The sequence below is a fragment of the Gallibacterium trehalosifermentans genome (assembly GCF_042433055.1).
Taxonomy (GTDB): Bacteria; Pseudomonadota; Gammaproteobacteria; order Enterobacterales; family Pasteurellaceae; genus Gallibacterium; species Gallibacterium trehalosifermentans.
In genome coordinates, this window is record NZ_JBHLWB010000009.1 from 13,997 (window position 1) to 34,894 (window position 20,898).

Here is a 20,898-nt window from a genome sequence, read left to right on the forward strand (position 1 = left end):
ATTTACTCCTTTTCGGTGGTTAAAGCGAAACAAATACGGTCTAAACACGCACGCAACCTTGCTTGCGGAAGAGCGGTGTTTAAACGGAAAAACCCTTTGCCCTCTTCCCCAAAATCCTCGCCCCACGCCAGTTCAATGTTGGCGTGCGTGAGTATGCGTTGTTTAAATTGTTCAGGGGTGAGCGACAAGTCGGTGTAATTTATCCACAGCAGATAAGTGCCGTCTGTTGGGCAAACGACCAGCTGTGGCAATTTTTCAGCAAAACAAGCGGTTACAATTCGCTTATTTTCTGCAATATAGTCTTTGAGTTGAAGGAGCCATTCATCGCATTGTGTGTAGGCACAATATAGGGCTGGCACGCTGAAATAATTGGGGTTATGAAAGCCTGTGCGTTGTAATATTTTTTCAAAATCCGACCGCACTTTGGCATTTTTGATAATGATATTGCTGATCTCCAACCCTGGCAGGTTAAAGCTCTTGGCAGGTGAAGTGCAGATCATCGAATGTTGGGCGAGATAATCGCTGACGCTGGCAAGCACGGTATGTTTTTTACCAAACACAAAATCGGCGTGGACTTCATCGGCAATCACAAATACGCCATATTGTTCCGCCAGCCGTGCGATTAAGCCTAGCTGTTCGGCGTTCCAGACAATACCTGTCGGGTTGTGTGGTGAAATCAAAATAAATACCCGAATACGCTGAAAACAGGCGGTCAGCTCGGCTTCGTCAATCTCATAACCTTGACCGTTATAGCGTAATGCACAAGGGATCAGCGTTCGCTGATTTAAGGTTACGCAATTCACCACGGGCGAATAAGAGGGCATAAATATGCCCACCGCATCGTCTGTTGCGGTGAAATGTTGCAAATAGAGCGAAATCGCTTGTATCACTCGTGGGCAGTGGACAATTTCTGTCGGCTCTGCCTGAAAATCGTAATGGCGAGCCAGCCAATTTGCCACCGTTTGCTGATAATGCTCACCCAAAATGGTGTAGCCGTAAATGCCGTTATTGGCTTGTTGAATCGTGTCAATAATCGCAGGGGCAGTCGGTAAATCCATATCCGCTACCGACAAGGGAAAGACACGCCGTTGGTGGCGTAGCAAGGCTTCGTCCCATTTCGCTGAATAGGTGTGATAGCGTGAAATTTCCTGATCAAAATGATATTGCTTCATAGGTATTTCCTATTTTTTCTTGCTAATAGAGTCCACCCAAACAGCGAGCAATAAGATGCCGCCTTTTACAATATATTGCCAAAAGGTTGGGACATCGAGCATACTCATACCATTGTCTAATGCTGCAATAATCAATGCTCCGATTATTACCCCAAAAATACTACCGACACCGCCGGCAAGGCTTGCGCCACCAATCACACAAGCGGCAATCGCATCTAATTCGGCATTTTGTCCCGCAGATGGCGAGCCAGCGCCCAATCTTGCACTTAAAATTAGACCTGCAATCGCTACCATCAAACCATTAATTGAGAAGATCGCGAGTTTAATTTTTTCCACTTTGATCCCTGAAAGGCGAGCTGCATCAATATTGCCGCCAATCGCATAAATATAACGACCAAATGCGGTTTTCTTCGATACGAAGTAACCAATGACAGCAAGAATAGCGAGCAGTAATACAGGGAATGGGATACCGCGATAATCATTCAGCAGATAAATTGAACCTAAAAGTAAAATGGCGAGCGCTGCATAAGTGATAAAATCTTTTGATATGGCTGGTACTGGTAATTGTAATTTTTGCCGAGCATGACGTTGGCGGCTAGTCCATAAAATAAAGGCGACAACAGCAAAACAACCAATGCCAAGTCCCCAAATATCAGGAATATAACCTTGACCAATAAGGGTCATTGACGGACTAACAGGCGAAACGGTTGAACCGTTAGTCATACCAACGAGAATACCTCGGAATGCCAATAAACCAGCTAAGGTAACAATAAAGGACGGTACACGTTGATAAGCCACCCAATAACCATTCCAAACCCCAAAAATTAAACCAAGTACTAATGTTGCTAGAATTGTTGCGGGTAATGGCCAACCCCACCAAACATTGGTAATGGCTGCAAAACCACCAAGTAATCCCATTAATGAACCGACAGAAAGATCAATTTCAGCCGCAATAATCACAAATAACATACCGATAGCTAAGATACCCGTAATTGACGTTTGGCGTAGTAAGTTAGAAATATTCCTTGCACTGAGGTAGGCACCATCAGTTGCAAAAGAGAAAAAAAGCATGATTACAATGATTGCAATCAGCATAATATAAACTTGTAAATTAATGGATTTTAGTTTTTTCATAGACTACTCCTTGAGTGCGGTTTCCATGACTTTTTCTTGGGTAAGTTGATGATTAATGAGATTGCCTTTTAATTTTCCTTGGTGCATGACAAGCACACGATCACTGATCCCAAGAACCTCTGGAAGTTCGGAAGAAATAACAATAATAGCAACGCCTTTTTTCGCTAATTCATTGATTAGTTTATAGATTTCGTATTTTGCGCCAACGTCAATACCACGAGTTGGTTCATCTAAAATTAAAATTTGTGGGTTAAGTAATAGAGCTTTGGCAAGAATCGCTTTTTGTTGGTTACCACCACTAAGGCGAGAAATGGCTAATTCAGGTGCTGGTGTTTTTACTTTTAATTCCTGAATAGATTGTTGAATAATGGTTTCTTCAAGTGCTTCATTGATGACATTAGCATGGCAATATTTTGGTAAAGCAGATAGTGTAATATTTTTATTTACGCCCATTATTGGAATAATACCGTGGCGTTTTCGGTCTTCAGGCACCATAAAAATACCGTTTTTAATCGCCTCAGCACAGTTTTTATGTTGTACAGGTTGTCCATGTAATTTAAAGTTACCTTCAAATTTACCTGGATAAGCTCCGAAAATACATTGCACAATTTCAGTTCGGCCTGAACCAACTAAACCTGCAATCCCAAGGATTTCACCTTTATGTAATTGGAAACTGACATCATCAATTCGTTTAATGTGTGTATTTACATGATGCCATGCAGTTAAATGTTCTACGGATAAAATTTCTTCGCCGATTTCATGCGTGTCGTGTGGATAAAGAGAAGTAATTTCACGTCCGACCATCATAGTGATAATGTCATCTTCGGTCATCTCTGCAGCAGAACGAGTCCCGATATGCTTACCATCACGAATAACACAAATTTGATCGGAAATCGCTTTAACTTCATTTAATTTGTGTGAAATATAAATACAAGCGATATTATGTGCTTTTAGATTACGAATAAGATCTAATAATATATCTGTTTCTTTTTCAGTTAATGATGCTGTTGGCTCATCTAAAATTAATAAACGTACGTTTTTATTTAATGCTTTTGCTATTTCAACTAATTGTTGCTCACCTAAACCTAATTCACCAACAACAGTATAAGGATCAACATTTAATTGCACTTGAGATAACATTTTCTGACAGCGAAGATACATTTCATTTTCATCAGCAATGCCATATTTAGTTAATTCATTACCTAAAAATATATTATCCATAATAGTCATATTTTTAACTAATGCTAATTCTTGGTGAATTATTGCAATGCCACGAGTTTCTGTATCTTTTATATTTTTTGATTTAAGTAATTCTCCAGAAAAATAAATATCACCCTCATAATCACCATAAGGATAAATACCACAAAGTACTTTCATTAAAGTTGATTTTCCAGATCCATTTTCTCCACAAAGAGATAATACTTCTCCTGGGGAAATAGAGATAGAAATATTATCTAGTGCTTTTACATCACCAAATTTTTTTACTATCCCTTTCATTTCTAGTAATACATCCATAGAAACCACCTTAAAATAAAGTGAGGGAGAATATCTCCCTCAAAAATATTATTTATAAACACTATCTTTAGTATGGAAACCATCTTTAATAACGGTTTCATCAATATTATCTTTAGTGACAACAATTGGTGTTAATAAATAAGATGGAACATCTTTAAGTGCGTTATTTAATACTGCATTACTTTCAACTTTTTCACCTTTACCAAGTTTCACAGCAATTTCTGCTGCTTTATCAGCTAACTTCGCAATTGGTTTATAAACCGTCATTGTTAGTGTTCCAGCAACAATACGTTTTACACCTGCTAAGTCAGCATCTTGACCAGAAATAACAACTTTACCTGCCAATCCTTGGGCTTGTAGAGCTTGTACCGCACCACCTGCAGTAGCATCGTTAGAAGCTACCACAGCATCAATTTTGTTATTGTTAGCAGTTAACGCATTTTCCATAATTTGTAATGCTTTTTCTGGTAACCAAGAATCTACCCATTGGTCGCCAACAATTTTAATATCGCCTTTATCAACTAATGGTTGAATAACTTTCATTTGTCCTTTGCGGAATAATTTTGCATTATTATCAGTAGGTGAGCCGCCCATTAAGAAGTAATTACCTTTAGGTTTTAATTTAACTAAACTTTCTGCTTGTAATTCCCCAACTTTTTCATTATCAAATGAAACATAGAAATCAATATTTGCATTATTAATTAAGCGATCATAAGCTAATATTTTAATACCTGAACGTGATGCATCCTCAATAACATTACTTAATACATCACCATTGTGTGGAATAATGACTAATACATCGACATTTCTATTAATCATATTTTCAATTTGTGAGATTTGAACGCTGTCATCACCATTTGCAGATTGTACAAATACTTTTGCACCTAACTCTTCAGCTTTTTTAGTAAATATTGAACTATCTTTTTGCCAACGCTCTAAACGTAAATCATCGATTGACATACCAATAGTTAATTGTTTTGCCTGAGATACGCTGCTTATACAACCTAAAATAAGTGCAATAGATAATAAAGTTTTTTTAAATTTCATTTGAGTCACCTCATGTTAATTAAAGGGATAAGTAATACGGCGGCTATTACTATTCATAATTTCTACATGTGGAACAATTTATAAATTTTGTTTTTCAATTACGATTTTTAGTTTCTGTGATACTTCTCACAATATTAAAAATAAGTATGTTTTGGACATAATGTGATATTTGTCACAAAAAAGAATTATCTAAATTGGAAAAAGAAATAACGTAATTGAAGAGATGATTTTTCATATTTACTCTGTGCACAACCAAAATTTATTACGCATGTAAGGAGCTTAAAAATGACAACTTATTTTGATCAAATTGAACAAGTAAAATATGAAGGCCCACAATCAACTAATCCATTTGCCTATCGTTATTACGATGCAAATCGTGTGGTACTCGGTAAAACAATGGCAGAACATTTACGCCTAGCAGTTTGCTATTGGCATACTTTCTGTTGGAATGGTACAGATATGTTTGGTACTGCTTCACTTGATCGTCCATGGCAAAAAAATGCAACTGAATTAGGTGCAGCAAAAGAAAAAGCCAATATTGCATTTGAATTTATTAAAAAATTAGGCGTACCTTATTATTGTTTCCATGATGTAGATGTTGCGCCTGAAGGTAACTCATTTAAAGAATATATTTATAACTTCTCAACCATTGTGGATTTACTTGCACAAAAACAAGCAGAAACAGGTATCAAACTGTTATGGGGAACGGCAAACTGTTTTACCAATAAACGCTATATGTCAGGGGCTGCAAGTAACCCTAATCCTGAAGTGTTTGCGTGTGCTGCGACTCAAGTTTTCCACGCAATGCAAGCAACCCAGAAATTAGGTGGTGAAAACTATGTGTTGTGGGGTGGACGTGAAGGCTATGAAACATTGCTTAATACTGACTTGAAACGTGAGCGTGAACAACTCGGTCGTTTTATGCAATTAGTGGTGGAAAATAAATATAAAATTGGTTTCAACGGTACATTATTAATTGAACCAAAACCACAAGAACCAACCAAACACCAATATGATTATGATGTAGCAACCGTATATGGTTTCTTAAAACAATTTGGTTTGGAAAAAGAAATTAAAGTGAATATTGAAGCAAACCATGCAACACTAGCTGGTCACACTTTCCAACACGAAGTGGCAACTGCAGCAGCACTCGGTATCTTAGGCTCTATTGACGCAAACCGTGGTGACGCACAACTTGGTTGGGATACAGACCAATTCCCGAATAGCGTAGAAGAAAATGCGTTAGTGATTTATGAAATCTTAAAAGCTGGCGGTTTAGGTCAAGGTGGTTTCAACTTTGATGCGAAGATTCGTAGACAAAGTATTGATCGTTATGATCTTGTTCATGCACACATTGGTGGTATTGATGTATTAGCACGTTCATTATTAATTGCAGCTGAAATGATTGAAAATGATCGTTTACAAGCAGAAAAAGATAAACGTTATGCTGGATGGGATGCACCATTTGGTAAAGATATTCTTAGCGGCAAACTTTCTCTTGCTGATTTAGCAAATCATGTTGTACAAAATGATGTTGCTCCAGCACCAGTTTCAGGTCGCCAAGAATTACTCGAAAATATTGTTAATTCTTATATTTATAAATAAAAAGGAGACAAAAGAAGGAACACAAGTTGTTCCTTCTTCTTTTATTGTTCTCATAATAATTAATCAAACTTAGCTAAGAGATGGGGAGGTACAATGTATCTCGGAATTGATTTAGGGACATCAGGAATAAAAGCCGTTGTATTAAATGAAGCGCAACAAATTGTTGCTACTGTGACGGCACCACTAAGTGTAACCCGCCGACAACCTTTATGGTCTGAACAAGATCCTGCTGATTGGTGGCAAGCACTGCAACAATGTTTTAGTCAATTAGCAGCAGAACAGGATCTTTCTGCGATCAAAGCAATTGGATTGACTGGGCAAATGCATGGTGCGGTAATGTTGGATGCACAAGATGAAGTTCTCTATCCAGCGATTTTATGGAATGATGGACGAAGTTTTGCTGAGTGTCACGAATTGGAACAGTTAGTGCCAGATTCTCGTGAAATTACAGGCAATTTAATGATGCCAGGGTTTACTGCACCAAAAATCAAATGGATTGAAAAAAATGAACCTGAAGTATTTAAGAAAATAGCTAAGGTATTGTTACCAAAGGATTATTTACGTTTATTACTCACTGGAGATTATGTGAGTGAAATGTCAGATGCAGCAGGGACAATGTGGTTGGATGTTGGCAAACGGTGTTGGAGTAAAGCGTTATTAACAGCTTGCCATTTAACAGAACAACAAATGCCACGTTTAGTAGAAGGTAATGCGATTACAGGACAATTATTACCAGAATTAGCTCAACAATGGGGAATGTCATCTGTTCCAGTGATTGCTGGCGGTGGTGATAATGCTGCTGGGGCGATTGGTGTCGGTTTATACCAAGCAGGGCAAGCGATGCTTTCGTTAGGAACATCGGGCGTTTATTTTGTGGTAACGGACCATTATGTTAGCAATCCAAGTAAAGCAGTGCATAGTTTTTGTCATGCTTTACCAGATCGTTGGCATTTAATGTCAGTGTTATTAAGTGCGGCTTCCTGTATTGATTGGGCAAATAAAGCCTTAGGAATTAATGATATTCCACAATTCTTTGCGTTAGCAGAACAAGCAAAAAGTAGTAAAGATGTCTTATTCTTACCGTATCTTTCTGGTGAGCGTACGCCACATAATGATCCTTATGCAACAGGCGTATTTTGGGGATTGCATCATGATACAACGCAAGCAGAAATGGCGAGAGCTGTTGTGGAAGGTGTAAGTTTTGCATTAACTGAGGGTATTGAAGTTTTACATGAAACTGGCGTAACTGCGGAATCAATTACCTTGATTGGTGGTGGAGCGAAAAGCCATTTTTGGCGACAATTATTAGCGGATATTAGTGGTAAAACATTTGAATATCGAATTGGGGGAGATGTTGGACCAGCATTAGGTGCTGCAAAATTAGCGCAAATGGCATTGTATCCAGATCGACCGATTGCTGATTTTTGTCCACCGCTGCAATTAGAGGCTCGTTATCTGCCAGATCTTCAACAGTTTAAACACTATCGGGCTAAGTATGAGAAATTTAGACAGTTATATCAGCAGGTAAGGGGGTTTTAAATAATAGATAAATGTCGGTATTTGATGCCGATATTTTAAACGGCTGACAAATCTAGATTTAAGCAAGATTTTTATAAAATGCTCAATGGGTTCCCTTGTGCTTTGCCCGAATGCAGGAAAGATTTTCAGGCAAAAAACGTCTAATTTTTCGTAGAAAAATATTAGTTTTTTGCCGCTCGGAAAATCTTGACGAAATGAGGAATAGCAAAGCACTAGGGCGTGCTTTTTTTGCCCACTTTTCTTGCACGAGCAAAAAAGTGGGGCGCCCTTTAGGGCGAAACCTAAATATCAATTTGAGTGAAACATAACATCTAAATTAATGTATATGACTTTGTCAACAACCTGAAAGGTTGAGTTAAAATTTCTCTCGTAATGACACTTCCCCAATAGCAAAAGTTACTATCGAACTATCTTCTCGTTGCAAACATAATTCACCATTAGCATTCACGCCTTGATTAATGCCAGTTATGGTTTGCTTTTCTAACAATAATTTGACTTCTTTTTGATAAAAATAGTCGTATTGTTGCCAGAAAGGTAACAATGGCGATAAGCCATTTGCAGTAAATCGATCTAATACTTGATTAAATTGTTTGATAATCTCTGCAATCACAGTATTGCGATTTAGCGGTTTTTGTTGACTTAACATTGCAATCGGTTGATCGAGTTGAAGATCAGCTGGGAAGTGTACATTTAATCCTAAACCAATCACCACATCATAACGGGCTAACGCTGCTTGTTGTTTCATTTCAATTAAAATGCCACCTAACTTTTTTCCTGCTAACCAAATATCATTCGGCCATTTTAACTGCACTTGTTGATAGCCTAAATGCGTTAATGCTTGAGCTGTGGCAATACCAACCGCTAAACTTAAACCAGATAGATTGACGGTATTCGGAAATTGTCGATAGAAACTTAAAATTACTTGTCCTGCAAAAGGTGAATGCCATTTTCGTCCTCGTCTGCCACGCCCTGCTGTTTGATATTCCGCTAGACAAACACTGTTATTTGGCAACGTAGCAATACGATCTAATAAATACTGATTGGTTGAATTGATAACGGGTTGAATAATAAGCGTGTTATTTGGCAAGGCTTGCTGCAAGAAAGGACGAGCTAATAACTCCGCAGCAGGCAACCATTGGCAAGTTTCAGCCAGTTGCACTAGTTGTACACCTTGTTGCTGCAATTCTGCTATCTGTTCTGTCAAAGTCGATAAGGTAATCGCTAATGCTTGAGATAGTGTTGTATAAGAATGTGCTTGACCATCTGCGAGTAAATTGAGTAATGCAATATTCATAACGTAATCAGATTTTTCCGTGTGAGCATAAACCATCTATATCGGGGGAAGCTATAATTCCCTGTGAAAATGCGTATAATACACTGCATTTATGTTTACCTCTAACGATTATGCATACAGTTTCCCAAACAACTTTAGTGCCACATAGTGCCGAACAGATGTATCAACTAGTTAATCAATATGAACGCTACCCGCAATTTCTTCCTGGTTGTGTAGCAAGTAAAACTTTGCATCAACAGGGGAATGAGTTGGACGCGGAGTTGGTGGTGAGTAAAGCAGGAATCCGCTTGGCATTTACCACACATAATACGATGCAACCAAATCAATTAATTCAAATGCGTTTGGTTGAAGGACCATTTAAACAGCTCTCAGGTGAATGGCGTTTTCTTGCCCTTGATGAATATTCTTCACAAATTAGTCTGCAGCTGCAGTTTGAATTTAGTAATGTTCTAGTAGAAAAAATGTTTGGCAAAATTTTCCAACAACTCACTTCTCAGATGGTGCAAGCATTTAAGCAACGTGCAAAGGAGATTTATTATGGCTGAAATTCATGTCGAAGTAACTTATGCCTTACCCCAGCACTATTTTCTGAAAAAAATCCGCTTACCTGAGGGCTGTAACGTGCAATCTGCGATTTTGCAATCGGGGGTATTACAAGCTTTTCAAGAAATTGATTTACGCGAAAATAAAGTGGGCATTTTTGGGCGACTTGCTAAATTGACGGATATTTTACGTGATGGAGATCGGGTCGAAATTTATCGTCCATTACTTGCTGATCCAAAAGAGATTCGCCGTAAACGTGCTGCACAACAACAAGAACAAAAAGCTCAAGCTAAATAATCACATTCAACTAGGATACCCAAAATGACACATCAATATTGTTTACCCGCAGATATTACTCCTGAAATTTTCTTGCGTGATTATTGGCAAAAACGCCCATTATTAATTCGACAAGGTTTACCACAAATTGCGGGAATGTTTGAACCACAAGATATTATTGAATTAGCCCAAGAGGAAGAGGTAACGGCACGTTTAATCCAAACCCATTTGCAGCAAGATGGCAGTGAAAAATGGCAATTAAAAACCAGCCCGTTACACGCAACAGATTTTGACAACTTGCCTGAAAAATGGTCTGTTTTGGTGCAAAATTTAGAACAATGGTCGCCAGAACTCGGCAAATTATGGCAAGCATTTGCTTTTATTCCGCAATGGCAACGTGATGATATTATGGTCTCTTTTGCCCCGAAAGGTGGTTCGGTCGGCAAGCATTATGATGAATATGATGTGTTTTTGGTGCAAGGTTATGGTGAACGGCGTTGGCAATTAGGCAAATGGTGCGATCCAAGTACTGAATTTAAGGCAAATCAACCTATCCGCATTTTCGATGATATGGGGGAATTAGTGCTCGATGAGGTCATGCAACCTGGTGATGTGTTATATGTTCCTTCTCGTTTATCACATTACGGTGTCGCAGAAAGCGACTGCCTGACTTTCTCCTTTGGTTTACGCTATCCAAATGCGAGTGATATTTTAGAGAATTTTTGTAAAGCACTAGAGCATCATAGTGAACAAATTAATAGTAGTGAATTTGCTATTCCGTTTCGTCTTGCGCCAGATGTGCAACCAAATGGTTTGCTAGCGCAGCAATCTATACAAACACTAAAACAACAGCTAATTGCATTACTACAACATTCTAGCCAATTTGATGCACTCTTTACCCAAGCCATTGCCACAACCGTGAGTGGTCGCCGTTATTCCTTGTTAAATACCGAAGACAGTTTCTATCCTGATGAATTAGCTGATGTTTTGCAATCGGGAGCGCGCCTATATCAAGATGCTAACTGTAAAAGTATCTATACCGATAATGGCGAAATCTTTGTACAAGGTGAGTGGATTGATGAATTAAATGCTACGGAACGTCAGTTATTAGCGTATCTTGCAGATGGTAATGCGTTAGATTGGCAACAGTTACAACAATATGTGAGTGCTGAATCATCATTGGCATTATTGCTCGATAGCTTATGTGATTGGCTCGATAATGGCTGGTTATTACTGGATACGGAATAATTTTTTATGTTATTAAATCAAGCTAGCACAACCCCACAGATTCTTTCAGTGAGCCAACTGAATCACTGTGCAAAAACTTTGCTTGAACAAGAATTAGGTTCACTTTGGCTAACGGGAGAAATATCTAATTTTTCACAACCCGTATCGGGTCATTGGTATTTCACCTTAAAAGATAATAATGCCCAAGTGCGTGCGGCTATGTTTAAAATGCGGAACTTGCGAGTTACGTTTAAACCGCAAAATGGCATGCAGGTACTGGTTAAAGCAAGTGTTAGTTTGTATGAACCTCGGGGCGATTATCAATTAATTGTGGATACGATGCAGCCTGCTGGCGAGGGACTATTACAGCAAGAATTTGAACGTTTAAAATTAAAACTGGCGGCAGAGGGATTATTTGCCCAACAATGGAAACAACCGTTGCCGCAACATTGCCAACGTATTGGCGTGATTACTTCCTCCAGTGGGGCGGCATTACATGATATTTTACAGATTTTACGCCGCCGCAATCCTAGCTTAGAAGTTGTGATTTATCCGACCTTAGTGCAAGGAAAAGAGGCTGCGCAAGATATTGTCCGTAATATTGAAATTGCTAATCTTCGCCAAGAATGCGATGTGTTGATTGTTGGGCGCGGTGGTGGTTCATTAGAGGATCTTTGGTGTTTTAATGAAGAAATCGTGGCACGCGCAATTTTCGCTTCTACGATTCCAATTATCAGTGCCGTCGGGCATGAAACAGATGTAACGATTGCCGATTTTGTTGCTGATTTACGTGCTTCTACGCCATCTGCGGCTGCGGAATTATTAAGTCGTGATCAAAAAGAGTTATGGCAAAAAATTGATTATCTGCAACAACGACTTGAAAAAGCATTTGCGTTATTTCTTAATACAGCACAACAACAATTAGAACGGTTACAACTACGCTTAAAAAATCAACACCCTAAAGCCCAATTAGCCTTACAAAAACAGCAGTATCAACATTTACATCAGCGTTTACAAAAAAGCATTTTGCTTTATTTACAACACCAACAGCAACGACAACAACATTTAGCGCAACGCTTATCGCAGATTCCATTAGCGCATAAAGTAGAAGTACAGCAAAAAGCGTTACAACAATGGCAGTTTCGCTTGCATAATGCAATGCAAACCCTTTTACGCCAACAACGTTATCAATTTGCTCAATTAAGCGGTTGTTTAGAAAGTGTGAGTCCGTTAAAAGTATTACAACGAGGTTATACGGTAACTACCACCGAACAACAGCGATTGGTAACAAGTATCGAGCAGGTGGAGATTGGACAATTATTAACCACACAGACGACTGATGGACAGATTATCAGCATCATTCGACAGGTTACAGCAAAATCTTAAACTTCAATATCATTAAGGAGTGGCTATGACAAAAACTTATTACCAAATTGCCTTATTTTTTAATGCAAACAAAGTTTATGATCGTGAAGTGATGAGTGGAATTGGTGAATATATCCAAACGTCAAGAGTCTCATGGAATGTCTTTTTAGAAGATGATTTTATTCATCGAGAATTGATCTTAGATCCAGAAAATCTAGATGGCATTATTGCCGATTTTGATAATCCTGTTTTAGCGAAAAAATTACTTAATTGTAAAATTCCTGTGGTTGCAGTGGGCAGTTCCTATCAAGATGAACAGCATTATCCTGCTAATATTCCGTATGTTGCGACAGATAACCATGCGATTTTACAAGCAGCTTTTGAACATCTACAACGTAAAGGGATTAATCACTTCGCATTTTATGGTTTACCTGATCCAGGTTTTCAACATTGGTCTAGTGAACGCCGTATGGCATTTGAACGGATTATGCAACAAAACAATTACCAACCAAACATCTATTTAGGGCAAGAAACACATGCAGAAAATTGGCAGCAAGCACAACAAGCGTTGTCAGAATGGATTCTCTCTTTGCCAAAACATACTGGGATTATTGCAGTTACTGATGCGCGAGCAAGACATCTCTTACAAACCTGTGATTTAGTAGATATTCCTGTTCCTGATCAGCTTTGTATTATTGGTATTGATAATGAGGAGCTAATTCAAGCCTTTTCTCGCGTGCCATTATCCTCTGTGCGACAAGGGACGAAAAATATGGGCTATCAAGCGGCAAAATTATTGCACGCGTTAATTGAAAATCGCGCAATCAAACATCACCCTTATTTAATTACGCCTTTGGGTGTAGAAGCACGAACTTCTACTGATTATCGTTCGATTAAAGATCCTTTAGTCATTCAGGCGTTACATTATATTCGTTTAAATGCATGTTCTGGTATCAAAGTTGAACAAGTTCTAGATTATGTAAAAGCCTCTCGTTCAAATCTTGAAAATCGTTTTCGGACTGAAACAGGTAAAACGATTCACCAAGTATTGCATGACGAAAAAATGAATAAAGCCAAGCAATTATTGAGTGATACGCAAATCTCAATTCAAGAAATTGCTGAGGTTTGTGGTTACCCCTCTGTACAATATTTCTATTTTGTATTTAAGAAAGAGTTCCAACAAACGCCAAATGAGTATCGGGCTAAATATCAGCCTGAAATGTTAATTTAAATAGTTAAATATCTAGCCAATATCTCTACTTGCGATAGATCAAAAAAAAGTGATTTCCTTTTATCTGTAAATATCATTATTTATCAGGTAGTTAGTACCTTTTAATTTGTTTTATTTTGTAATTTTTACTACTAAAGAGGTAGGTTTGAGGTTGAGATAAAAATACCACCAATGACTGGCTTATGTTAGAATTTTGCCCCGTTAAATTAGTTTAGTCGATCAGCAGTAAATATATGAATTCAATCAATCAGTTACAGGTCAATGATCTCAGTTGCCAGCGCGGAGAGCGAATTTTATTTGCTGATGTTAATTTTCAATTTCAAAGTGGTGATTTTGTTCAAATCGAAGGACATAATGGTGTAGGGAAAACCACGTTATTGCGGGCATTAAGTGGACTTTCTCGTCCAAGAAAAGGCGAAGTACTTTGGAATAATCAGGCAATTTTGCAGCAACAGGAAGAATTTAATGCCAATTTGTTGTTTTTAGGGCATCACGCAGGCATCAAACCTGAATTGACCGCATGGGAAAATCTCCATTTTTTTCAGCGTACCACCAATAGCCGTAAACAATCAGAAGTATTATGGGAAACGCTACAAGTGGTAGGGTTATTAGGTTATGAAGATATTCCTGCGAGTCAATTATCTGCAGGGCAACATAAACGTGTATCACTTGCAAGATTATGGTTATCAACGGCACCCTTATGGATTTTAGATGAACCTTTTAATGCGATAGATAAACGAGGCGTTCAGGTTTTAACCCGTTTATTTGAATTTCACGCCCGCCAAGGTGGCATTGTGATTATTACCAGCCATCAAGATGTACCGAGTGATATAGTGCAAAAAGTACAACTAGAAAAATATAAATTTGTAGAAACAGAATAGAACCAATGATTTTTTACGACATCATCAAACGTGAATTACAAATTGCAATGCGGAAACCGAGTGAGATATTAAATCCACTATGGTTTTTTCTCATTGTTATTACGTTATTTCCGTTAGTCGTTGGTCCAGAACCACAATTATTAGCACGTATTGCACCTGGGATTGTCTGGGTGGCAGCCTTGTTGTCAGCATTATTATCATTTGAACGTTTGTTTAAAGATGATTATTTAGATGGTTCATTAGAACAGCTACTTTTATTACCGATTCCTCTTTCGATGATAGCATTAGCGAAAATTTTTTCTCACTGGTTATTAACAGGATTTCCTTTAATTTTGTTATCACCCATTGCAGGTCTATTACTCTCATTAGACATTGATGTCTGGTGGGCGTTAGTACAAACTCTATTTATTGGTACGCCGATTTTAAGTTGTATTGGTGCGGTTGGTGTGGCATTAACTGTTGGGCTACGCAAAGGCGGCGTATTACTGAGTTTATTGGTGGTACCACTCTTTATTCCTGTTTTAATTTTTACAGCAGCAGTATTGGATTCAGCTGCATTGCATCTTGGCTATAGCGGACAATTAGCTATTCTGGCAGCGATGTTAGTTTTAGCGTTAGTGAGTTGTCCATTTGCGGTAGCTGCAGCATTACGAGTTAGTTTGCATTAATCAATTTAAAGGTAAAAGATTATGTGGAAATGGTTACATTCTTACGCAAAACCTGAGACACAATATCGTATTTGTGGAAAATTATTGCCGATGTTAGGGGGAGCAAGTTTATTGTTATTAGTGATTGCGATAGTGTGGGGATTGGGTTTCGCTCCCGCCGATTATCAACAAGGTAATAGCTTTCGGATTATGTATATTCACGTTCCCAGCGCAATTTGGTCAATGGGCATTTATGGTTCAATGGCAGTTGCTGCGTTTGTAGCACTGGTTTGGCAAATTAAGCAAGCCAGTTTAGCAATGGTAGCGATGGCACCAATCGGGGCATTATTTACTTTTTTAGCATTGGTAACAGGTGCGGTTTGGGGAAAACCAACATGGGGAACATGGTGGGTTTGGGACGCGCGTTTAACGTCAGAATTAATCCTATTATTCCTCTATTTTGGCGTGATTGCCTTATATAGTGCGTTTCAGGATAAAGTCATTGGCGCAAAAGCAGCGAGTATTTTAGCGATTGTTGGGGTGATTAATTTACCGATTATCCACTTTTCAGTGCAATGGTGGAATACGTTGCATCAAGGTGCAAGTATCACAAAATTTGAGAAGCCATCGATTGCAACAGAAATGTTAATTCCACTGTTATTAGCCATTTTGGGTTTTATGTTATTAAGTCTGTATTTAACTGTCGTACGCTATCGTAATGAATTACTTAATGCAGATAAAAAACGTCCTTGGGTACAAGCGTTAGTGCAAAAAATTAACTAAAAGGAACTGTAAAATGACACCATTTTTTGATAGTTGGAGTGCTTTTTGGCAAATGGGGAATCATGGATTTTATGTATGGCTTTCTTATGGTATCTCATTGATTGCGATTCTGTTATTAGTGGTTACCAGTCATCGAGGACAACGTAAAGTGTTACGTGAAGTGCAAAAAGAGATCCAACGCCAACAACGAATGAAACAACAAATAACAACGGAGAACCGTTTATGAACCCACGCCGTAAATCAAGATTGTATTTAGTATTATTTGTCGTGGCAGGAATCAGTATTGCTGCTGGTTTAATGCTGTATGCGTTACGGCAAAATATTGATTTGTTTTATACACCAAGTGAAATGATTTATGGTAAGGATAATAATATCGCTTCAAAACCTGAGCCAGGTCAACGGATCCGTGTTGGTGGAATGGTCGTAGAGGGATCAGTGCAACGCGATCCAAATAGTTTAAAAGTAAAATTTAAACTGAATGATATTGGACCATCAATAGATGTGGAATATGATGGGATTTTGCCAGACCTGTTTCGTGAGGGGCAGGGTATTGTGGCACAAGGTACCTTGAAAGATGCGACGACATTAGTGGCAAGTGAAGTATTAGCGAAACATGATGAAAATTACGTTCCACCTGAATTAGGTGAACAGATGAAAAAAGTCCATAATCCGATGGGCGTATCTGCAAATGATCTCACCAGTGAATCAGAACGCGACAAAATGCAGTTTGAACAGCAAGCTGAGGAGAAAAAATGATTGCTGAATTAGGGAATTATGCCTTAGCGCTTGCCTTAGCGATTGCTATCTTATTAACAGTCGTCCCTTTATGGGGATTACGGCAAAATAGTCCATTATTAATTGCATTGGCGCGTCCAATGGCATTTGGATTATTTATTTCGCTTTCATTTTCTTTTTTCGCATTAATGTACCTGTTTGCAATTAATGATTTTAGCGTGCAGTACATTGTGAATAACTCCAATAGCCAACTCCCTATCTACTATCGTTTATCTGCGGTTTGGGGATCGCATGAAGGATCGCTGTTATTATGGATTTGGCTATTAAGCTGTTGGTGTTTAGCGGTAGCCATTTTTAGCCGTCAATTACCACAAGAATCGGTGGCAAGGGTCTTAGCGATAATGGGAATGATCAGTATTGGCTTCTTGGTATTTGTGGTTTTTGCGTCTAACCCATTTACGCGAACTTTCCCTGATTTTCCAGTTGATGGCAGAGAGTTAAATCCAATGTTGCAAGATATTGGCTTAATTTTTCACCCACCATTGTTATATATGGGATATGTTGGCTTTTCTGTCGCATTTGCCTTTTCGATTGCCTCATTAATGAGTGGCAACTTAGATACTGCTTGGGCGAGATGGTCTAGACCTTGGACATTAGCCGCATGGTGCTTTTTAACACTAGGCATTGTGCTAGGCTCATGGTGGGCGTATTACGAACTCGGCTGGGGAGGCTGGTGGTTCTGGGATCCTGTGGAAAATGCGTCATTTATGCCTTGGTTAGCTGGAACAGCATTATTACATTCACTCGCAGTAACGGAAAAGCGTGGTAGTTTTAAAGCTTGGACGGTATTGCTTGCTATCTTAGTTTTTTCCCTTTGTTTATTAGGTACATTCTTAGTTCGTTCAGGTATTTTAGTCTCAGTGCATGCTTTTGCTTCTGATCCAACACGCGGATTATTTATTTTAGCCTATTTAGTGGTTGTGATTGGTGGATCACTGGGTCTTTATGCTTACAAAGGAAGTGAAATTCGTTCTCGTGATAACTTCCAACGTTATTCAAGAGAATCGATGCTATTGCTTAACAATATCTTATTAATGACAGCTTTAGCGGTCGTATTGTTAGGGACATTATTACCGTTAGCACATAAACAACTAGGGCTTGGTTCAATTTCCATTGGCGCGCCATTTTTCGATCAAATGTTTTTAATTATTATGGTGCCATTTGCGTTGTTATTGGGTATTGGTCCATTAGTAAAATGGCGTCGTGATCAATTCTCTGCGATTCGTAAACCAGTGGTCATCAGTGTTATTGCCATGGCATTATTTGGTTTCGTGTTACCTTTGGTTATTGCTGATAAAATCACGGTAAGCGCAGTATTGGGCAGTATGATGACATTGATCATCGCCTTACTAAGTTTATATGAGTTACAACAGCGCGCCACTTATCGTACTGGATTTTGGCAAGGTATAACAAAATTATCGCGTTCGCATTGGGGAATGTTCTTAGCACATATTGGTGTAGCGGTAACGGTATTTGGTATTGCGTTTAGTCAAAATTTTAGCGTTGAGAAAGATGTGCGCATGAATATTGGCGATAGTATTAATGTCGCAGGCTATGATTTCAAATTTAGTCAGGTAAAAGACAATCATGGACCTAACTACCTTGGCGCAACAGCAGCAATTATTGTGAGCAAAGGACAACAACCAATTACGACACTCAATGCAGAAAAGCGTTTCTATCAAGTGAGCCGTATGAGTATGAGTGAAGCTGCGATAGATGGCGGAATAACACGTGATCTTTATGCTGCATTAGGTGAGCGATTGGAGAATGGGGCATGGGCGGTACGCCTCTATTATAAACCGTTTATTCGCTGGATTTGGTTTGGTGGTTTATTAATGGCATTAGGCAGCTTGTTATGTATTTTTGATCGCCGTTATCGATTTAGTAAGTTAATTAAAAGGGATTCAAATGAATAAGAAATTGTATCTACCTTTAATTCTCTTTGCCTTGTTTGTGGTGATGGCGACCGTCGCCTTAATTCGTAATGCCCAAGGCGATGATCCAAAAGCACTTGAGTCGGCATTAGTTGGGAAAGCTGTTCCAATGACGACTGTAGTAGTTGATCTATTTGATAAAACAAAACAGTATGATCAACAGTTATTTAAGCAAGGCAAGCCAGTATTACTAAATGTCTGGGCAACATGGTGTCCAACTTGCTATGCAGAACACCAATATTTAAATCAATTAGCCAAGCAAGGCATCACGATTATAGGCGTGAATTATAAAGACAACACTGAGAAAGCAAAAAAATGGCTTAATGATCTCGGTGATCCCTATCAAGCTGTGATCGAAGATCAAAAAGGCAGTTTTGGTTTAGATCTTGGCGTTTATGGCGCACCAGAAACCTTTGTCGTGGATTGCCAAGGCATTATCCGTTATCGCTATGCAGGTGATGTGAATCCAAATGTTTGGCAACAAACGTTACAACCGCTTTATCAAAAATATGCTGCGGAGGGTGTATGTGCAGCCAAATAAAACGGATCTTGCTATTATTTGCGGTTATTTTTTTAGCTAATTCGGCAATAGCGGCAATCGAAGCCTTGCATTTTCGTTCGCCAGCAGAAGAGCAAACTTACCATGAACTCACACAAGAGTTACGTTGTCCGCAATGTCAGAATAATAATATTGCCGATTCTAATGCGTTGGTGGCAACAGATATGCGGGCGAAAGTATTGGAGCTGCTGCAACAAAATAAGAGTAAACAAGAAATTATTGATTATATGGTGGCACGTTATGGCAATTTTGTAACTTACGATCCACCTGTAACGGCTGGTACGATTATCCTGTGGATTGCGCCATTGCTTCTTGTTTTCTTGGGGATAGGGATTTTAGTACGTAGACGTAAAAATTTACCAATGGAACAACATATAGAAAGTTCGCTTGATGCGGAACAACAAGCACGTTTGCAGCAACTATTAGAGAAGGAAAAAGAACAATGATTTTTTGGTTAAGTGCATTAGGCTTGACATTAGTTGTCGCATTAATTTGCTTTTTTCCATTATTACGTCAAGCAAAAGTACAAAAAAGCATTCAGCGTGAAGCGTTTAACAAAGCGTTCTATTTTGATCGTGTTAAAGAGATTGAACAGGCTGCCGAACAAGGGTTGTTGGATAATGAGCAACAAATAAAAGTTGAGTTACAACAAACGTTATTAGCGGATATTCCAACCGAAGTACAAACTCAGACGGTATCACAGCAACGCTATGGTAAAGTCTGGTTTGTTACGGGTTTTTTATTACTGTTTATTTTGTCAGGAGCAAGTTATTTTGCTGTCGGATCTTGGCGAATGGAATCAATGCTAGAACAGACATACCAAAAATTGCCACAATTTTTTGCGCGCTTGCAAGATGAGAAACAGAACCCGCTTTCTGATACAGAAATTGAACAGTTTATTGTCGCATTAAGACAAGATTTACAGAAGAACCCAAATAATGCAGAAAATTGGTGGCTATTGGGACAAATGGGAATGGCGATGGATAAAGCGCAATTAGCCATGGACAGTTATGCTAAAGCTTATCAATTAGTACCAAATGAGGTTGCCTATAAATTAGCCTATGCCAGAATTTTGATGTTTTCGCAGGATCAAAATGATAATAGTCGAGGAAGAAGCTTATTATCAGAGGTTATTCGCCAAGATCATACCAACGCAGATGCGTTAGGATTATTAGCATTTGATAGTTTTCAGCGTGGTGATTTTAAAATGGCGATTGTGAGTTGGAATATGATGTTACAACTTTTACCAAAAGATGATCCAAAACGTGAATTGCTTGAACGTAGTATTGATAATGCACGCCAAGAATTACAACGCCAAGAGCAAAATTAATCACAAGTGGAATAAATTTAG

Annotated in this window: 21 protein-coding genes; 16 read left to right on the top strand and 5 right to left on the bottom strand. The window is 38.6% G+C overall.

The window, feature by feature from the left end; genetic code table 11:
- Positions 1-2: 2 nt before the first annotated feature.
- Genes ACFFHK_RS07850 through xylF form a run of 4 tightly spaced genes read right to left on the bottom strand, consistent with a single transcriptional unit; the run spans position 3 to position 4,868 of the window.
- The gene (locus ACFFHK_RS07850) at positions 3-1,172 is read right to left on the bottom strand and encodes a MalY/PatB family protein (protein WP_382371231.1); all 1,170 of its coding nucleotides are present in this window, start codon (positions 1,170-1,172) and stop codon (positions 3-5) included.
- Between the two features lie 9 nt (positions 1,173-1,181).
- A complete protein-coding gene (locus ACFFHK_RS07855; protein WP_382371233.1) occupies positions 1,182-2,306 on the bottom strand; it encodes a sugar ABC transporter permease in 1,125 nt (374 codons plus the stop codon).
- A 3-nt stretch (positions 2,307-2,309) separates the two neighbouring features.
- Entirely contained in the window at positions 2,310-3,821 is a 1,512-nt protein-coding gene (locus ACFFHK_RS07860; protein WP_382371235.1) for a xylose ABC transporter ATP-binding protein, read from the bottom strand.
- Between the two features lie 48 nt (positions 3,822-3,869).
- Complete coding sequence (xylF, locus tag ACFFHK_RS07865; RefSeq protein WP_382371237.1) at positions 3,870-4,868, bottom strand: D-xylose ABC transporter substrate-binding protein; 999 nt, start codon at positions 4,866-4,868, stop codon at positions 3,870-3,872.
- A gap of 285 nt (positions 4,869-5,153) precedes the next feature.
- Between xylF and xylA the strand changes: the two genes are divergently transcribed.
- A complete protein-coding gene (gene xylA / locus ACFFHK_RS07870; RefSeq protein ID WP_382371239.1) occupies positions 5,154-6,473 on the top strand; it encodes a xylose isomerase in 1,320 nt (439 codons plus the stop codon).
- Positions 6,474-6,566: 93 nt separating this feature from the next.
- Positions 6,567-8,012: a xylulokinase gene (xylB, locus tag ACFFHK_RS07875; protein ID WP_382371241.1), complete on the top strand. Its 1,446-nt coding sequence runs from the start codon at positions 6,567-6,569 to the stop codon at positions 8,010-8,012.
- Positions 8,013-8,367: 355 nt separating this feature from the next.
- Here xylB and birA read toward each other — a convergent pair whose 3' ends face one another.
- Positions 8,368-9,306, bottom strand: a complete 939-nt coding sequence (birA, locus tag ACFFHK_RS07880; protein ID WP_382371243.1) for a bifunctional biotin--[acetyl-CoA-carboxylase] ligase/biotin operon repressor BirA — start codon at positions 9,304-9,306, stop codon at positions 8,368-8,370.
- A 110-nt stretch (positions 9,307-9,416) separates the two neighbouring features.
- Here birA and ACFFHK_RS07885 point away from each other — a divergent pair, with 110 nt between their 5' ends.
- The 14 genes from ACFFHK_RS07885 (at position 9,417) to ccmI (ending at position 20,877) form a co-directional block, all read left to right on the top strand.
- Complete coding sequence (locus ACFFHK_RS07885; RefSeq protein WP_382371245.1) at positions 9,417-9,851, top strand: type II toxin-antitoxin system RatA family toxin; 435 nt, start codon at positions 9,417-9,419, stop codon at positions 9,849-9,851.
- A complete protein-coding gene (locus tag ACFFHK_RS07890; RefSeq protein WP_382371247.1) occupies positions 9,844-10,146 on the top strand; it encodes an RnfH family protein in 303 nt (100 codons plus the stop codon). The genes ACFFHK_RS07885 and ACFFHK_RS07890 overlap by 8 nt, the downstream gene beginning before the upstream one ends.
- 24 nt (positions 10,147-10,170) lie before the next feature.
- Positions 10,171-11,373, top strand: a complete 1,203-nt coding sequence (locus ACFFHK_RS07895) for a JmjC domain-containing protein (RefSeq protein WP_382371249.1) — start codon at positions 10,171-10,173, stop codon at positions 11,371-11,373.
- 6 nt (positions 11,374-11,379) lie between these two features.
- Complete coding sequence (gene xseA / locus ACFFHK_RS07900) at positions 11,380-12,738, top strand: exodeoxyribonuclease VII large subunit (RefSeq protein WP_382371251.1); 1,359 nt, start codon at positions 11,380-11,382, stop codon at positions 12,736-12,738.
- Between the two features lie 25 nt (positions 12,739-12,763).
- Positions 12,764-13,948, top strand: coding sequence for a XylR family transcriptional regulator (locus tag ACFFHK_RS07905; RefSeq protein ID WP_382371253.1), 1,185 nt, complete (start codon positions 12,764-12,766; stop codon positions 13,946-13,948).
- A gap of 233 nt (positions 13,949-14,181) precedes the next feature.
- The gene (gene ccmA / locus ACFFHK_RS07910) at positions 14,182-14,829 is read left to right on the top strand and encodes a cytochrome c biogenesis heme-transporting ATPase CcmA (RefSeq protein ID WP_382371255.1); all 648 of its coding nucleotides are present in this window, start codon (positions 14,182-14,184) and stop codon (positions 14,827-14,829) included.
- Positions 14,830-14,834: 5 nt separating this feature from the next.
- Complete coding sequence (gene ccmB, locus ACFFHK_RS07915) at positions 14,835-15,497, top strand: heme exporter protein CcmB (protein WP_382371257.1); 663 nt, start codon at positions 14,835-14,837, stop codon at positions 15,495-15,497.
- Between the two features lie 21 nt (positions 15,498-15,518).
- Positions 15,519-16,259, top strand: coding sequence for a heme ABC transporter permease (locus ACFFHK_RS07920; RefSeq protein ID WP_382371259.1), 741 nt, complete (start codon positions 15,519-15,521; stop codon positions 16,257-16,259).
- A 13-nt stretch (positions 16,260-16,272) separates the two neighbouring features.
- Positions 16,273-16,485: a heme exporter protein CcmD gene (gene ccmD / locus ACFFHK_RS07925; RefSeq protein WP_382371261.1), complete on the top strand. Its 213-nt coding sequence runs from the start codon at positions 16,273-16,275 to the stop codon at positions 16,483-16,485.
- Positions 16,482-17,015 carry a cytochrome c maturation protein CcmE gene (ccmE, locus tag ACFFHK_RS07930; protein WP_382371263.1) on the top strand — a complete coding sequence of 178 codons (534 nt, stop codon included), beginning with the start codon at positions 16,482-16,484 and terminating at the stop codon, positions 17,013-17,015. Before ccmD ends, ccmE begins: the two co-directional genes overlap by 4 nt.
- Positions 17,012-18,970: a heme lyase CcmF/NrfE family subunit gene (locus ACFFHK_RS07935; protein WP_382371265.1), complete on the top strand. Its 1,959-nt coding sequence runs from the start codon at positions 17,012-17,014 to the stop codon at positions 18,968-18,970. The genes ccmE and ACFFHK_RS07935 overlap by 4 nt, the downstream gene beginning before the upstream one ends.
- Positions 18,963-19,529 carry a DsbE family thiol:disulfide interchange protein gene (locus ACFFHK_RS07940; RefSeq protein ID WP_382371267.1) on the top strand — a complete coding sequence of 189 codons (567 nt, stop codon included), beginning with the start codon at positions 18,963-18,965 and terminating at the stop codon, positions 19,527-19,529. The genes ACFFHK_RS07935 and ACFFHK_RS07940 overlap by 8 nt, the downstream gene beginning before the upstream one ends.
- Positions 19,526-19,993 carry a cytochrome c-type biogenesis protein gene (locus ACFFHK_RS07945; protein ID WP_382371690.1) on the top strand — a complete coding sequence of 156 codons (468 nt, stop codon included), beginning with the start codon at positions 19,526-19,528 and terminating at the stop codon, positions 19,991-19,993. The genes ACFFHK_RS07940 and ACFFHK_RS07945 overlap by 4 nt, the downstream gene beginning before the upstream one ends.
- Complete coding sequence (ccmI, locus tag ACFFHK_RS07950; protein WP_382371269.1) at positions 19,990-20,877, top strand: c-type cytochrome biogenesis protein CcmI; 888 nt, start codon at positions 19,990-19,992, stop codon at positions 20,875-20,877. Before ACFFHK_RS07945 ends, ccmI begins: the two co-directional genes overlap by 4 nt.
- Positions 20,878-20,898 lie beyond the last annotated feature (21 nt).

Coding starts and splice junctions, on each gene's coding strand:
- ACFFHK_RS07885 (WP_382371245.1), top strand. CDS start 9,417: ATGCATACAGTTTCCCAAACAACTTTAGTGCCACATAGTGCCGAACAG.
- xylF (WP_382371237.1), bottom strand. CDS start 4,868: ATGAAATTTAAAAAAACTTTATTATCTATTGCACTTATTTTAGGTTGT.
- ccmD (WP_382371261.1), top strand. CDS start 16,273: ATGACACCATTTTTTGATAGTTGGAGTGCTTTTTGGCAAATGGGGAAT.
- ACFFHK_RS07850 (WP_382371231.1), bottom strand. CDS start 1,172: ATGAAGCAATATCATTTTGATCAGGAAATTTCACGCTATCACACCTAT.
- ccmB (WP_382371257.1), top strand. CDS start 14,835: ATGATTTTTTACGACATCATCAAACGTGAATTACAAATTGCAATGCGG.
- xylA (WP_382371239.1), top strand. CDS start 5,154: ATGACAACTTATTTTGATCAAATTGAACAAGTAAAATATGAAGGCCCA.
- ACFFHK_RS07935 (WP_382371265.1), top strand. CDS start 17,012: ATGATTGCTGAATTAGGGAATTATGCCTTAGCGCTTGCCTTAGCGATT.
- ACFFHK_RS07905 (WP_382371253.1), top strand. CDS start 12,764: ATGACAAAAACTTATTACCAAATTGCCTTATTTTTTAATGCAAACAAA.
- ACFFHK_RS07855 (WP_382371233.1), bottom strand. CDS start 2,306: ATGAAAAAACTAAAATCCATTAATTTACAAGTTTATATTATGCTGATT.
- xylB (WP_382371241.1), top strand. CDS start 6,567: ATGTATCTCGGAATTGATTTAGGGACATCAGGAATAAAAGCCGTTGTA.
- ACFFHK_RS07890 (WP_382371247.1), top strand. CDS start 9,844: ATGGCTGAAATTCATGTCGAAGTAACTTATGCCTTACCCCAGCACTAT.
- xseA (WP_382371251.1), top strand. CDS start 11,380: ATGTTATTAAATCAAGCTAGCACAACCCCACAGATTCTTTCAGTGAGC.
- ACFFHK_RS07895 (WP_382371249.1), top strand. CDS start 10,171: ATGACACATCAATATTGTTTACCCGCAGATATTACTCCTGAAATTTTC.
- ACFFHK_RS07920 (WP_382371259.1), top strand. CDS start 15,519: ATGTGGAAATGGTTACATTCTTACGCAAAACCTGAGACACAATATCGT.
- ACFFHK_RS07860 (WP_382371235.1), bottom strand. CDS start 3,821: ATGGATGTATTACTAGAAATGAAAGGGATAGTAAAAAAATTTGGTGAT.
- birA (WP_382371243.1), bottom strand. CDS start 9,306: ATGAATATTGCATTACTCAATTTACTCGCAGATGGTCAAGCACATTCT.
- ACFFHK_RS07940 (WP_382371267.1), top strand. CDS start 18,963: ATGAATAAGAAATTGTATCTACCTTTAATTCTCTTTGCCTTGTTTGTG.
- ccmE (WP_382371263.1), top strand. CDS start 16,482: ATGAACCCACGCCGTAAATCAAGATTGTATTTAGTATTATTTGTCGTG.
- ccmI (WP_382371269.1), top strand. CDS start 19,990: ATGATTTTTTGGTTAAGTGCATTAGGCTTGACATTAGTTGTCGCATTA.
- ccmA (WP_382371255.1), top strand. CDS start 14,182: ATGAATTCAATCAATCAGTTACAGGTCAATGATCTCAGTTGCCAGCGC.